This window comes from Kitasatospora sp. NPDC002040 (genome assembly GCF_040296785.1).
GTDB lineage: Bacteria > Actinomycetota > Actinomycetes > Streptomycetales > Streptomycetaceae > Kitasatospora.
Genome location: NZ_JBEOXV010000002.1, coordinates 285,978 through 299,712, shown reverse-complemented (window position 1 = coordinate 299,712; position 13,735 = coordinate 285,978). Strand labels below are relative to the sequence as shown.

11 protein-coding genes are annotated in these 13,735 nt (G+C 73.2%); 6 read left to right on the top strand and 5 right to left on the bottom strand.

Translation table 11 applies throughout. From position 1 onward, the window contains the following. Window positions 1–153: 153 nt before the first annotated feature. On the top strand, window positions 154–1,275 hold the full coding sequence (locus ABT118_RS06725) for a serine hydrolase domain-containing protein (RefSeq protein ID WP_350645426.1): 1,122 nt from the start codon (window positions 154–156) through the stop codon (window positions 1,273–1,275). Between the two features lie 67 nt (window positions 1,276–1,342). On the opposite strand, the gene ABT118_RS06720 is transcribed toward ABT118_RS06725, so the two are convergent. Next, on the bottom strand, window positions 1,343–2,650 hold the full coding sequence (locus ABT118_RS06720) for an MFS transporter (protein WP_350645424.1): 1,308 nt from the start codon (window positions 2,648–2,650) through the stop codon (window positions 1,343–1,345). Between the two features lie 392 nt (window positions 2,651–3,042). Between ABT118_RS06720 and ABT118_RS06715 the strand changes: the two genes are divergently transcribed. From ABT118_RS06715 to ABT118_RS06705, 3 genes are read left to right on the top strand one after another with little or no spacing between them, the layout of a single operon-like run. Further along, complete coding sequence (locus ABT118_RS06715) at window positions 3,043–4,434, top strand: radical SAM/SPASM domain-containing protein (RefSeq protein WP_350645422.1); 1,392 nt, start codon at window positions 3,043–3,045, stop codon at window positions 4,432–4,434. A gap of 2 nt (window positions 4,435–4,436) precedes the next feature. After that, complete coding sequence (locus ABT118_RS06710; protein WP_350645420.1) at window positions 4,437–5,558, top strand: SagB/ThcOx family dehydrogenase; 1,122 nt, start codon at window positions 4,437–4,439, stop codon at window positions 5,556–5,558. Then, on the top strand, window positions 5,555–6,634 hold the full coding sequence (locus ABT118_RS06705) for a hypothetical protein (RefSeq protein ID WP_350645419.1): 1,080 nt from the start codon (window positions 5,555–5,557) through the stop codon (window positions 6,632–6,634). The genes ABT118_RS06710 and ABT118_RS06705 overlap by 4 nt, the downstream gene beginning before the upstream one ends. Before the next feature lie 11 nt (window positions 6,635–6,645). Here ABT118_RS06705 and ABT118_RS06700 read toward each other — a convergent pair whose 3' ends face one another. After that, a complete protein-coding gene (locus ABT118_RS06700) occupies window positions 6,646–7,485 on the bottom strand; it encodes a LysR family transcriptional regulator (RefSeq protein WP_350645418.1) in 840 nt (279 codons plus the stop codon). Between the two features lie 105 nt (window positions 7,486–7,590). Here ABT118_RS06700 and ABT118_RS06695 point away from each other — a divergent pair, with 105 nt between their 5' ends. Then, window positions 7,591–8,316 (top strand): SDR family NAD(P)-dependent oxidoreductase, encoded by a 726-nt coding sequence (locus tag ABT118_RS06695; protein ID WP_350645417.1) that lies wholly within the window; start codon window positions 7,591–7,593, stop codon window positions 8,314–8,316. A gap of 57 nt (window positions 8,317–8,373) precedes the next feature. Here the strand turns inward: ABT118_RS06695 and ABT118_RS06690 are convergent, their stop codons facing one another. The 3 genes from ABT118_RS06690 to ABT118_RS06680 all read right to left on the bottom strand — a co-directional run bounded on the left by ABT118_RS06690 (window position 8,374) and on the right by ABT118_RS06680 (window position 10,767). Continuing rightward, window positions 8,374–8,574, bottom strand: a complete 201-nt coding sequence (locus ABT118_RS06690) for a hypothetical protein (protein WP_350645416.1) — start codon at window positions 8,572–8,574, stop codon at window positions 8,374–8,376. A gap of 158 nt (window positions 8,575–8,732) precedes the next feature. Beyond that, window positions 8,733–9,578, bottom strand: coding sequence for a hypothetical protein (locus tag ABT118_RS06685; RefSeq protein WP_350645414.1), 846 nt, complete (start codon window positions 9,576–9,578; stop codon window positions 8,733–8,735). 97 nt (window positions 9,579–9,675) lie between these two features. Continuing rightward, window positions 9,676–10,767, bottom strand: coding sequence for an AraC family transcriptional regulator (locus tag ABT118_RS06680; RefSeq protein ID WP_350645413.1), 1,092 nt, complete (start codon window positions 10,765–10,767; stop codon window positions 9,676–9,678). 225 nt (window positions 10,768–10,992) lie between these two features. On the opposite strand from ABT118_RS06680, the gene ABT118_RS06675 reads away from it, so the two are divergent. Then, complete coding sequence (locus tag ABT118_RS06675; protein ID WP_350645411.1) at window positions 10,993–13,722, top strand: SpoIIE family protein phosphatase; 2,730 nt, start codon at window positions 10,993–10,995, stop codon at window positions 13,720–13,722. The last annotated feature ends 13 nt before the right edge of the window (window positions 13,723–13,735 follow it).

Sequence of the window (13,735 nt, the reverse complement as noted above, 5' to 3'; positions counted from 1 at the left end):
TTTGGTCTGTACCAATCCGATCCCTGGAACCATCCCTGCGGTGGGTTTCGGAGCGGGGTGGTGCGGTGGGGGAACTACGGGCCCCGGTGGGGCGTCCTCTGCGCAGGAGTCGGGGGACGAGACCACGGATCTCGGGAGACAGTGATGGCTCGGATGACTCGCAACAGGGCGGTTCGGCACGGGGTGGCCGCGATGGCGGTGGCGATGGCAGTTTCGGCGGGGACGGCGTTTCCGGCGGCAGCAGGCGGCGGGGCCGGTCACCGGGCGACGCGGGCCGCGATGGCGGCGGCGGTCGAGGCCGAGAGGCTGCCCGGCATGATCGCCACCGTCCGGCAGGGGCAGGGGAGTTGGTCGGCGGCGGTGGGGGTGGCCGACACCGTGACCGGGCGGGCGCGGTCGGCGCAGGAGCGGATCCGGATCGGCAGCGTGACCAAGACCTTCGTCGCCACCGTGCTGCTCCAGCCCCAGCACGAGCGGCGGATCGACCTCGACGACACGGTGGAGAAGTGGCTGCCGGGAGTGGTGCGGGGCAACGGCAACGACGGTTCGGCGATCACCGTTCGGCAATTGCTCAACCACACCAGCGGGGTGTTCTCCTACGACCAGGACCCGGCGCTGGCCGAGCTGCTGTTCACCACCCAGTTCCTGACCCACCGCTACGACACCTACCGGCCACAGGACTTGGTGCGGGTGGCGATGTCGCACCCGCCGGTGTTCGCGCCGGGGGAGAGGTACGAGTACTCCAACACCAACTTCATCCTGGCCGGCCTGATCGTCACCCGGGTGACCGGGCACTCGTACGCCGACGAGATCGAGCGGCGGATCATCCGGCCCCTCGGCCTGACCGGCACCAGCCTGCCCGGCACCGCCGCGGGCATGCCCCGGCCGCACGCGCGCGGGTACTCGACCCTGCTCGGCGGCTCGACCACCCAGGTGGACACCACCGAGCTGAATCCGTCCTGGGGCGGGTCGGCCGGCGAGATGATCTCCACGACCGACGATCTGGCCAGGTTCCTGTCCGCCCTGATGCGTGGACGGCTGCTGCCGCAGGCCCAGTTGGACGAGATGCTCAGCACGGCGAGCACCGGCGGGCTCGGCATCGGCCACAGCACCCTCTCCTGCGGGGTCACCGTCTGGGGCCATGACGGCGGCATCCACGGGTCGGTGACCCTGGCACTGACCACCAGGGACGGGCAGCACTCGGCGGCGTTCCAGACCAACGGTGACTGGTTCGAGAACGAACGCCCGCTGGTCGAGGCCGAGTTCTGCGGCTGACCGGCCGGGGGAGACCGGGGAGCGGCCGCCGTCCGGCGGCCGCTCCCACCCGGGCTGCCGTACGCCGTCAGTGGGTCGGGAGCTGCTCGCCGCCCGTAGCCACGTACCCGGGCGCGGCGATGCGCTTGAGGCCGGGCAGGAGGAAGACCGTCCCGACCACGACCGAGAGGGTGGCCAGCACGCCGGCCGTGACGAACACCGGGCGGGCGCCCGCCGTGGTGAGCAGCAGGCCGGCGCCGAAGTACACCAGGAGCTGGAGCACGGTGGAGAAGGTGGCGTCGACGCTCTCGACCCGGCCGAGGAACTTCTCGTCCACGGACTCCTGCAGCACGGTGTCGTAGGCGATGTTGTAGGGCGCGTTGGTGGCCGCGCTGAGCACGACGCCGAGCGCCAGCACCAGCACGGTCGGGGCCAGGCCCATGCCGAACTGCGACACCACCATGCCGGCCACACAAGTGACCAGCAGGTAGCCCTGGTTGAGCTTGCGGGCGAGCACGGTGACGGCCAGGGCGGCCACGGTGGCGACGATGCCGTTGAGGGAGATCACGAAGCCCAGTGCGGAGGGCGAGGCGTGCAGGTCCTGGGTCAGCAGGAAGACCAGGGCCACCGAGTTGGCGTTCGAGGTGATGGTGGTCCCGGCCACGGTGAGGATGAACCACTTGGCCACGGGGTGGTGCCGGATGTAGCGCAGGCCCTCCGCGTTCTCCTGGAGCGCCTCCCGGACGGCGGTGCGGATCCGGTCGGTCCAGGCGATCGGCGCGCTCGGCTGCTTGGGCTCTGTGTTCCGGGCGGGCAGCTTGATCCTGGTCAGGAACAGCGCGGAGACCAGGAAGCTCGCGGTGTCCAGGGCGAACGCCAGGGTGGGGCCGAGGGCGACGAACACCAGGCCGGCCGCCGCCGCGCCGACCGCCGCGGCCACCCAACCACTGGTCTCGATCAGGCCGTTGGCCCGGCCGAGCGAGTCCTTGGGGACCAGCCGGGGCACGATCGCGAACGAGGAACTGGCGAAGAACACCGAGACGAGCGAGGCGGTGGCCACCGCCACGTAGGCGAGTGGGAGCGCGTCCCACCAGAACGAGACCAGCAGCAGGGCGCTGCACAGGGCCCGCAGCAGGTCGGCCACCACCATGATGGTGCGCTGGTTCCCCCGGTCCGCCAGCACGCCCGAGAACATCCCGAGCAGCAGCGGCGGCAGGGTGCCGGCCAGCAGCAGCAGGACCCGGGCCAGGGCGCTCTGGTCGGAGTCGACGAAGACCCAGAGAGTCAGGGTGATGATCCGGAACCGGTCGCCGATATCGGAGAGCGTGCGCGCCGCCAGATAGGAGACGAAGCCCGGTGTGAACAGGGCCGATGACTTGTCGCTCGTCGTTTTCACAGGCGGCACCCTAACCAGGAGACGGGTTTGCTGAACAGGGGTCGTCCGGCTGCGGATCATGCCGCGAAGACCGCCCGTAGGGTATCGGCGGCGGCGCGGAATTCGACCCTATGACGTCATAGGTTCTCCCCTTCCCGGTCGGCTGTTTGACTCCGTCGCACCGGCCGGACGATCCGGCCCAGGACCGAGGAGGCAAGACATGGCGAACGACATCACGGCAGCCGGTCAGAGCGAGTACCTGGACGACGAGTTCCTCATCGAGGTCATCGACATCGATGACGAGTTCCTGCTGGCCAAGAACGCGGTCAACGTCTGCTGACGTCCCTGCTGCCGGTGCGGTGCCGGGCCTTCGGGCCCGGCACTGCACCTCCCGATCAGAGGAGGGCTCTGCCGTGGTCGACACCTACTATCCGTCGCCCTACCTGTGTGTCGGCGACCAGGAGTTCACCGGCTCCAACGGGCGCCCCGTGGTCCCGGTCTTCCGTACCAGCGACGCCACCATGCTGATGGTGCCGGCCGCGCTGGCCGACCTGCTGCTCCGCCCGGGGATCCCAAGCGGCTCCGTCCCCGCCCGGGCGCTGGCGAGCCTGCTGGAGTCGGGCCTGGTCGGCCCCGACCCGGCGGCCTTCCGTGCGGCGCACCACGGGGTGATGAAGCGTCACGACTCCGGGCGCCGGACCTTCGTGCTGCTGCCCACCTCCTACTGCAACATGGGCTGCGAGTACTGCGGCCAGGAACACCGGCGGGCCGCGCTCGGCCGGGACCACCGGGAGGCGGTGCTGGCCCGGGTGCTCCGGGCGGCCGAGGACGAGCGGACCGACCACCTCCATGTCGCCTGGTTCGGCGGCGAGCCGCTGATGGCCTTCGCGACGCTGCGCTCCATGGCGCGGGAGATCGTCGGCAGGGTGCAGGAGCGCGGCGTCGAGTTCAGCTCCAAGATCACCACGAACGGCGCGCTGCTGGACCGCCGGAAGCTCCGGGCGCTGGTGCACGAGTGCGGCGTCACCCGGTTCGACATCACGCTGGACGGGCCGCGCGAGATCCACGACGCCCACCGCCCGCTGAAGAGCGGGAAACCGAGCTTCGACCGGCTGGTGGACTTTCTGGCCGAGAGCGTGGCGGATCCGGAGTTCGCGGAGGTCGCATTCATCCTCCGCACCAATGTGGACGTCCAGAACCACCGCCATGTTCCGGAATACCTGCAGGAGATGGCCCGGCGCGGATTCGCCGGAATTCGGAACGTGACCTTCCAGCTCGCCCCCATTCACAGCTGGGGGAACGACATCGACGCGTTGAGCCTGTCGAAGGACCAGGTCGCCCGACTGGAAATCGAATGGTTCACGATGATGGCCGACCTCGGGCTGAACTTCTCCGCCCTGCCGGCCACCGTGGTGGAGAACACCTGCGTCGCCACCACCCTCGGCGGCGAGGTGATCGGCTCGAACGGCAACGTCTTCTCCTGCACCGAGCACCCCCTGGTGCCCGAGCACGAGCGGGACTCCGTGCTGATCCCCGTCACCGCCCTCAAGCCCGGCCAACCGCGCCCGCCCGGCCGGTTCGACACCTGGACCGACCGGGTCACCGCCGGCGGCATGCCCTGCTCCAGCTGCTGGCTGCTGCCGGTCTGCGGCGGCAACTGCCCCAAGCGCTGGGACGAGGGCGAGATCGCCTGCCCGTCGATGAAGGCCAACCTGCCGCAGCGCCTCTCCGCGGTGGCACGGTCCAAGGGCCTGCGGCCGACCGGCCGGACCCTGACCCGGACTCCGACCGGGGAGAGGGGCTGACCGTGCTGCGGGCCGTCGATCCGATCTTCATCCAGCCGACCCCCACCGGCATCCTGGTCTCCAGTCCGCTGGTCGCCGACCGCCTGCGGGTCGCACCGCAGGTGGCCGAACTCCTGTTGGCAGCACGGAATCCACTGCCCGAGAACGTGGCGGACATCGGCCTCGGGCTCACCCCGAAGACGTACGGGACGGCGCTCCGCCAGCTGCTCCGCCTCGGCTTCCTGGTCGAGGACGGCGACGGCGTCGAGGGCGTCGAGGACGGCGGGGCGGTGGCGACGCCCGCGCCCTGGGACGCCTGGGGGGACGTGGCCTGGTGGTTCCACCAGCGCTCGCGCAACGTGATGTATCTGTCCGACCCGGAACGCATCGACGAGTTCAAGACCGAGCTGCTGGGGACCCGCCGCCCGAGCGCCTTCCCCCGCACCGAGCCAGACCGCCCCGTCCTGCTGCTGCCGCGGGTCCGGGCCGCGATGCCGGCCACCTTCCAGGACGTCCTGGAGCAGCGCCGCACCCACCGCTCCTTCCGCGACGAACCGGTGCCGATCGAGGCCTTCGCCACCCTGCTGCACTACTGCTTCGCCCCGCTGCGGTTCGTCGACTGCGGGGACCTGGGGGTCACCCAGCTGCGGGCCAGCGCCTCGGCCGGGGCGCGCCACGAGGCGGAGGCGTGCGTCGCGGTCTTCAACGTCGAGGACGTGGCACCGGGCCTCTACCGCTACGACCCGGTCCGGCACGGCCTGACCGCGATCGACGGGCCCGCCGATCGGGAGCAGTGGGAGGAGCTGACGTTCCGTCAGGGCTTCTTCGAGACCGGCGGATTCGGCGTGGTGACCGTCGCCGCCTCGGAGCGGATGTCCTGGAAGTACCGCCACGCCCGGGCCTACCGGAGCCTGCTGCAGAACGTCGGCCACGTCGCCCAGGTGTTCTCGATGACGGCCACGGCCCTCGGGCTCGGCGCCGCCATCACGGGAGCGTTCCAGGACGACGCGCTGGAGGAACTGCTGGCGCTGGACGCTCCCACGGAGTTCGCCACCTTCGTGATGGTGTGCGGCCGTCCGCTGACCCGGGCGAACGGGCTGCCGGTCAGCGGACGCGCGCCCACGGTGCCCTGGGAGCTGCAGTGACAGCGCCCGGGCAGGTCCTTTTTGGGCCACCGGAGTTCCTGGCGGACGACACCAGGGTGCTCGACGACGAGCACCGGCTGGCCGAACGGGCCGCCGCGATCGCCGCTCCCGGCCCGACCAGCCTGGAACAGCTCTTCCTGGCGGCCAACCTGCTGGCACTCGCGCTGGTCCGCCTCGGCGAGACCGTCCGGGCCCAGCGGCTGTGCCGATCCGAGATCGCGTACGCCCGGAGCCTGCGGGGCACACCGCACCAGGCCGAGGCAGCGGTCTACGGACTGGAGGCGCAGGTCAACCTGATCCGGGTGGACGCCCTCCAGGGGCGCACGGCCGCCGCACTCGCGGGCTTCGCCGAACTGGAACGGATCGCCGACGGCCGGCCGGCCCGGCTTCCCGAACTGAGCTGGGACCCGGCCGTCCTCGGCAACGACGTGGCGCAGCACCGCAAGGCCAGGGTGTACGCCCGGAACGTGCTGGTGATCGACACCTGCAAGGCCCTGCTGCGGAGCGGGGACACGGCAGCACTGACGGCGGAGGCGCAGCGGTACGTCGCACGGTGGCCGAAGAGCGTCCGGGCCGGACTGCACCACCCGGCCGAGGCACCCTACCTGGTGGACCCGGCCGGGCGGCCCGAACCGGTCCCGGGGGAGGGCAGCCTGCCGGAGCGGAGGCTGGCCTTCATCCAACTGCTGCACCTGGCCGCCGGATCGGCGCAGGAAGCGGACCCCTCGGCCCGCGAACGGGCCGAACGGGCGGACCGTTGCTGGACGTTGGTCCAGGGGACGTTCTCCTCACCGGGCACCCTGCCGCGCTGGCAGGCCTCCCTGGGCAGCACCATGCTCGCGGTCGGCCGGACCGAGCGGGGCCTGGAGCTGCTGCGCTGCGCCCTCGCGGCCGCCCAGGAGCACGGTGACCGCGCGCTCCGGCGGGCCGTGCACGGCCGGTTGACCGCGCACGGTGTGCCCGTTCCGGCGGAGCCGCCTGCGGGGGACCGGGCCGCCGCCACTGTGCTGGCGATCGCCACGGCGGAGCGACTGGCCGAACTGCTCTCCAGGCAGGAGAGTCCCGCCCGGGCCTGACCGCTGCGCCGTCAGAGGCGGGTCGCGGTGCGGACGAGATCGGCAACGGCCTTGGACCTGCTGTGCGGTGGCCAGGCGATGACGGTCGTGACGGCCGGTGCGTCCGGCACCGGCACCGTCGTGAGGTCGTCGCGGAGGTGCGCCCGGAGAGACTCGGGGACGAGTGCGCAGGCCCGTCCGAGCGCGATCAGCTGGAACAGCTGGGTGTGGTCCCGTACTTGGGGGCCGGGGCCGTCCGGATAGGTGCCGTCCCGGCGGGGCCAGCGCGGCAGGGGCAGGTCCGTGAGGGCGGTGAGGTCGGCCGGCGACAGGTGGGGGCGGCCGGACCAGGGGTGTCCGGCGGGCAGCACCACGACCTGCTGTTCGGTGTGCAGGTCCTCGGTGTCGAGACCGGCCGTGGTGTCGAAAGGCCGCTGGAGCAGGGCGACATCGGCACGCCCGTCGCGCAGCAGCCGCTCCTGCTCGCCGGGCCCGCACAGCACCACCTCGACGGCGACCGCGCCGGGCTCGGCGGCGTAGGCGGCCAGCAGCTTCGACAGCAGCTCCCTGGACGCTCCGGCTTTCGTGGCCAGCACCACACCGGGCAGTTCGGCAGCCGCGCGGCGGGTGCGGCGCTCGGCGGCCTCGACCGCGTCGAGCGCGGCCCGGGCCTCCCGCAGCAGCACCGACCCGGCCCCGGTCAGGGTGACCGCGCGAGCGGTCCGGTGCAGCAGGACCACTCCGAGCCGCCGCTCCAGCAGCTGGATCGCCCGCGACAGCGGCGGCTGCGCCATGGCGAGCCGCTGCGCCGCCCGCCCGAAGTGCAACTCCTCCGCGACGGCGACGAAATACCGCAACTCCCGGGTCTCCACCGCGTCATCGTAGCCGCCGCCCACCACGGTCGATACCCGTGCGGTATCGCCGACCACCCAGTCGGTCTTGGACGTCCCGATCGGGTCGGCACCACGCTGGAGGACATGAGTGAACAGACGATCGCGCTGGTGACCGGCGCGAACAAGGGGATCGGCTACGAGATCGCGGCGGGCCTGGGCGCCCTCGGCTGGCGCATCGCCGTGGGCGCGCGGGACCAGCAGCGCCGCGACGCCGCGGTGGAGCGGCTGCGCGCAGCGGGGACGGACGCGTTCGGCGTCCCGCTCGACGTGGCGGACGACGCCAGTGCGGCCGCTGCGGCCGAGCTGATCGCCGACCGTGCCGGGGGGCTCGACGTCCTGGTCAACAACGCCGCGATCACCGGCAGCATGCCGCAGACGCCCAGTGCGCTCGACCCCGCGACCGTACGCGCGGTGGTGGAGACCAACGTGATCGGGGTCATCCGGGTCACCAACGCGATGCTGCCGCTGCTGCGCGGCTCGGCAGCGGCGCGGATCGTGAACATGTCCAGCAGCGTCGGCTCGCTGGTCCTGCAGACCACGCCCGGCATCGACATGGGCCCGGTTCCCGCTGCCTACCTGGCGTCCAAGACCTTCCTGAACGCCGTCACCGTCCAGTACGCCAAGGAGCTGAGCGGTACCGGCATCCTGGTCAACTCCGGCTGCCCCGGCTTCACCGCCACTGATCTGAACGGCTTCCAGGGCGTCCGAACTCCCCAGCAGGGCGCGGCGATCGCGATCCGGCTGGCGACCCTGCCCGGTGACGGACCGAGCGGTGGATTCTTCGACGACGGTGGAACAGTGCCCTGGTGAACGGCAGTTCGGACCCGGCCGGGTGGCGTGGGGCGCGGTCGACGTGGTGGCGGTGCGTCAGTCCAGGTACTGGAGCGCGACCCGGCAGCGCGCCGACGCCCGCCGGTCGGGTTCCACCGGCGGGAGGTCGTCCGGTGCCGAGTCCTCCCGGGCGGCCGCCTCCGCCGGCTGCGGCAGCAACCGGAGCCGGCGGTCGGACCGGGTGCGACGGCCGGCGGACACGAATCCGACGGGGGACGGGAGCTCGGTGATCGCCATCAGGTGTTCCTCTCGGCTGCGGCGCGGCTCCGGACGTGGCCGCGCTCACGACTCCAGTGAAGACCCGGAGAGGTCCGGGCGGCCCGGGCCTTGACGCGTGACCTACGCGGGTGGGGCGCCGATTGACGGAACCTTGACGGCGACAGGGTGATCAGTCGTCAGCCGAGGGAGCGGACGCGGTGAGCGGCCCGGGCGGCCCGGCGCTCTGCGGCCTCGGCGAGCACGGCGGCTTTGGCCTCCTCCCCGGCGTCGAACGGAGCGGGGGAGAAGAGGCGGCCGGCCCTGACGTGCCGTTCCCAGTCGTCCTGCCAGAAATCCACGGTCCAGCCGGGCCACAACTCCGGTGCCAGGTAAGCCTCCGGGCAGGAGAACAGGGACCACCAGCCCAGGCGGCGGCGCTCCGGATCGAGATGGATGCCCGCGTTGGCGTGCAGGCGGAAGACCCCGTGCCCGGGAGCATCGGCGAGGCGGTCGAGCAGGGAGACGCCCTCCAGGACGGGGTGGTCGAAGGCGTCCGAGGCGACATGGCAGCGGTCCGCGCCGACCGTGACCACCACGCCGCCCGGGTCGGGCCCGGCCAGGTCCTCGTCGCCGGGCGCGAGGAACGGGGCCAGGGAGCGCCCCCCGTCGCGGTCGCGGACGTACTCCGGGTCCAGTCCGAGGTACGCGCGCAGTTCGGCCGCGCCGTCGTACAGCCAGCGGACCTCCCAGCCCTGCCAGGCCGCCCGGATCAGCGCGAACACGGCTGCACGGTGCCGGAGTTGTGTGCTCGGGCCCTCCCAGGCGAAGAACAGCAGCACCTTCCGCCCGAGGTCGACCAGGATCCCACCCTGGGCCATGACGTCGTCCAGCCACCAGCCGTCCTGGCGGAGCCCGGGGAGCAGCTCGAGCACCGCCGCCGGCCCGTCGAGCAGGTCGAGGTCGAGCCCGACCGCCCAGCCGGTCCGGTACAGCTCGTGGGTGCCGTTCGCACGCACCACGATGACGTTGGCCCTGTCTCCCATGCGCCCAGGATGGCCGGGGCGGGTGACGGTCGGCCAGCGGTTTTCGGCGGCCCGGAAGGCAGCGCTCCGATCGGTCCGCGGACCGGGCCCGGCGGGCTCAGACCGGGGCGGCCTCGGCCCGCTCGCCCATGGTCCTGCGCAGCTCCGTCGGCCCCATGCCGTGCCAGCGCCGGACCGCGCGGCGCAGCGCCCGCTCGTCCGCGAACCCCACCCGCCGGGCCACCTCGCGGAGCGTCAGCGGCGACCGGCGCAGCAGCTGCTCGACCTGTTCGCGGCGTACCCCGTCCACGATCGCCTCGTAGGTCGTGCCGCACTCCGAGATCCGGCGCCGGAGCGTGCGCTCACTGGTCGCGTGCCGCTGCGCCTGGTCGGCGAACGAGGGCACCACCGGGAGGCTGCGGGTGACGGACGCCGCCAGGACCTGGAGCAGGCCCTGCGGCTCCCGGCGGGGCGTGGACGCCTCGTCGATCAGGGCGAGGATCGTGGCCAGGGTCCGTGGATCCCGGTTCGGCATCGGCGCCCGGGCCCATCCGCGCGAGACCACGAGCCGGCTGACGGGTGCGCCGAAGTGCAGCGGACAGCGGAGCACCTCGGTGTGCAGCGCGGTCCCGGCCGGACGGGGATGGGTGAACTCGACCAGTCGGGGGTCGAAGGAGGCGCCGATCCCCAGCCGGATCAGGGCGACGGTGCTGGAGAGCGCCTCCTCGGCCAGGAAGACCCCGACCGCGGGGTCCAGGTCCGGGTCGGCCGGGTCGACCCGGACCTCGAAGCCGCCGTGCGGGCCCTCCGGCTCCCCCATCGAGAAGGTCAGCATCGCCCCGGCCAGCTGCTGGTGACGGACCCCCAGTTCGACGGCGTCCTGCAAGGTGTCGGCGGCCAGCAGGGCGAGGCCGAGCGGGCCCCAGGACGAGAGGGTCTGCACGGCGCCCACGGCGAGGCCGAGGCAGGGGTCGCCGGTCAGCTCCAGGGCCCGTTCGATCACCGCGCAGCCCTGCCGGTAGGAGACCCGGATGTCCGGGGACTCGAGGACCGCCCGGTCGAGGCCCACCGACGCCAGCGCGGGATCGAGGTCCACGCCCCGCTCACCGGCGACGGCGGCGAGGTGCCACAGGATGCTCGGGCGGATCGCGGCCGAGGAGTCCCGGTGCGTCGTGGGACCGTGGGCCGCCCCGGAGCTGTTCGTGGTCATGGCCCACCACTCCTGACGGTCGTCCCTCTGCCGACTATAGGAAGGAATGGCCGCTGAGGCCCCCTGTACGGCCGGTGCGGCCCTGCCGCCCGGCCGGAACCCTCCGTAGCGTCGTGGGGGAGCCAACCGGAGTCGAAGGGGCAGGGCGGGGGTCGAACGGACGTTTCCGTTCCGCCACCCGTCGGGCCGGATGCGTCCGACCCCACCCGAGATCGGGAGCCTTCCATGGTCCTGCTCGAAGCGGTGCAGGAAAGCACCAGCTCCAGCTCCAGCGCCCAGCCCGGCCACCCGCCCGCCGACCCGCCCGCCGAACCCTCCGCCGCCGCGCCCGCCCACCGCCCGGCGTGCGGTGTCCGGGCGCTGCTGAGCCTGCGCAGCCTGGCGGGGCGGGTCCTCCTGGTCCAGCTGGTGATCGTGCTGCTCCTGGTGGGTGCCGCCGTCGCCGCCATGGTGCTGCAGGCCCGGTCCAGCACGGTGAGTGACGCCCGGCGGGTGACCCTGGGGGTCGCCGAGTCCTTCGCCCACGCGCCGGGACTGGTCCAGGCCCTCGACGGCCCGGACCCGTCGGCGGTGCTGCAGCCGCAGGCCGAGGCGGTCCGCCTGGCCACCGGCGTGGACTCGGTGGTGGTGATCTCCACCGGCTTCGTCCAGCTCACCTCGCCGCACCCGTCCTACGTGGGCCGCCCCTACCCGGCTCCGCCGGAGGTGGTGCGGGACGTGCTGCCGCAGCTCCGGGCCGGGCGGACGGTCACCTTCGAGCTGCAGGAGCCGAAGCCCAGGTACCGCTCGATCGCGACCGCCGTGCCGGTCTTCGGCCCGGACGGCACGCCCAAGGGCGTCGTCGCGGCGAACATCACGCTCGGCCGGGTCGACTCGATCGTCGGTGCCCAGCTGCCGGTCCTGCTGGGCGGCGCGGCGGGCGCGGTGGCCCTGACCGCCGTCGCCGGCGCACTGGCCGGCCGACGGCTGCTGCGGCAGACCCGTGGCCTCGGCCCGCGCGAGCTGGCCCGGATGTACGAGCACCACGACGCCGTCCTGCACGCCGTCCGCGAGGGCGTGCTGATCGTCGGCGCGGACGGCCGGGTGATGCTCGCCAACGACGAGGCCCGGCGGCTGCTCGACCTGCCGGCCGACGCCGAGCGGCGGCCGCTGGCCGAGCTGGGACTGGACCCGGCCACCGCCGCCCTGCTCGCCTCCACCGAGGAGGTGACCGACGGCATCCACCAGGCCGGCGACCGGCTGCTGGCCGTGAACAAGCGCCCCACCGCTCCCTTCGGCGGATTCCCCGGCAGCGTGGTGACCCTGCGCGACTCCACCGAGTTGCACGACCTCACCAGCCGGGTCGAGGCGGCCGGCCGCCGGCGTCGGCTGCTCTACCAGGCGGGGCTGCGGATCGGCGGCACCCTCGACATGGCCCGGACCTGCGAGGAGCTCGCGGACGTCGCACTCGACGGACGCTTCGCCGACACCGTCGCGGTCGACCTGACGGAGGCCGTCACCCGCGGCGAGGACCCGGGGCCGGCCGACCGGCAGCTGCGGCGCACCGCCCTGCGCGGAGCGGCCGAGGACCCGGCGCTGCCCGGCGTGGGCGCGGTGGTCACGGCAGCCGAGTCCTGGCCGGGGACTCCTGGACCGGGGACTCCCAGGGCCGGCGCGCCCACGGTGGTCGCGGCCCCGCTGCGGGCGGGCGGCGGCGTGCTCGGCACGGTCGAGTTCCGGCGGGCGCCGGGAAGCGCCCCGTTCGAGCCGGACGACCTGCTGCTGGCCGAGGAACTGGCCGCCCGCGCCGCGGTGTCGATCGACAACGCCCGCCGCTTCACCCGCGAACACGGGACCGCCGCCGCCCTCCAGCGCAGCCTGCTGCCCCGTACCGTGGCCGAGCCGACCGCCCTGGAGGTCGCGCACCGCTACCTGCCGGCCAGTGCCGGTGTGGGCGGTGACTGGTTCGACCTGATTCCCCTGCCCGGCCTGCGCACGGCCTTGGTCGTCGGTGACGTGGTCGGTCACGGCATCAACGCCGCCGTCGCCATGGGCCGGCTGCGCACCGCGATCCGCACCTACGCGTCGCTGGACCTGCCCCCGGACGAGGTGCTGGGACGGCTCGACGAACTGGTCGCGCAGACGGACGAGGAGTGCGGCGGTTTCGAGATCACCGGCTCGACCTGCGCCTACGCCGTCTACGACCCGGCGTCCGGGATCTGCACCGTCGCCCGGGCCGGCCACCTCGGGCCCGCCCTGGTCCACCCGGACGGAACCGTCGAGTACCCGGAGGTCGCCCTGGCACCCCCGCTGGGCGTGGGCGGCCACCGCTTCGAGACCACCGAGCTCAGGCTCGACGAGGGCACCCGGCTGGTCCTCTTCACCGACGGCCTGGTCGAGACCCGCAGACACGACCTCGACCACGGGCTGGCGCGCCTGCGCACCGCCCTGGCGGACGACGGGCACCGCAGCCCGGACGAGACCTGCGATGCCGTGATCGGGGCCATGCTGACCCCGCACCCCGCCGACGACGTGGCCCTGCTGGTGGCCCGGACCGGTCGGCTGGCGCCGGACCAGGTGGCGGAGTGGGACGTCCCGATGGACCCGGCCGCCGTGGCGCCGGTCCGGAACGCCTGCGCCCGGCAGATCGCCGACTGGGGTCTCGACGAACTCGGCTTCAGCACCGAACTGATCCTCAGTGAGCTGATCACCAACGCCATCCGCTACGGCACGGCACCGGTGCGGGTACGGATGCTCCGCGACACCAGCCTGGTCTGCGAGGTCTCCGACGGCAGCAGCACCGCACCCCACCTCCGCTGGGCCGCCACCACCGACGAGGGCGGCCGGGGCATCTTCCTGGTCGCCCAGCTCTCCCACCGCTGGGGCACCCGCTACACCGGCGAGGGCAAGGTGCTCTGGTGCGAGCAGCCGATCGACGGCGTCGGGCCGACCGGGTGCACCGGGTCGACCGGGTGAGCCGGGCAGCCGC

Excerpts from the sequence above, each read along its gene's own strand:
- ABT118_RS06725 (WP_350645426.1), top strand. The coding sequence starts at position 154 with ATGACTCGCAACAGGGCGGTTCGGCACGGGGTGGCCGCGATGGCGGTG.
- ABT118_RS06695 (WP_350645417.1), top strand. The coding sequence starts at position 7,591 with ATGAGTGAACAGACGATCGCGCTGGTGACCGGCGCGAACAAGGGGATC.
- ABT118_RS06690 (WP_350645416.1), bottom strand. The coding sequence starts at position 8,574 with ATGGCGATCACCGAGCTCCCGTCCCCCGTCGGATTCGTGTCCGCCGGC.
- ABT118_RS06685 (WP_350645414.1), bottom strand. The coding sequence starts at position 9,578 with ATGGGAGACAGGGCCAACGTCATCGTGGTGCGTGCGAACGGCACCCAC.
- ABT118_RS06680 (WP_350645413.1), bottom strand. The coding sequence starts at position 10,767 with ATGACCACGAACAGCTCCGGGGCGGCCCACGGTCCCACGACGCACCGG.
- ABT118_RS06675 (WP_350645411.1), top strand. The coding sequence starts at position 10,993 with ATGGTCCTGCTCGAAGCGGTGCAGGAAAGCACCAGCTCCAGCTCCAGC.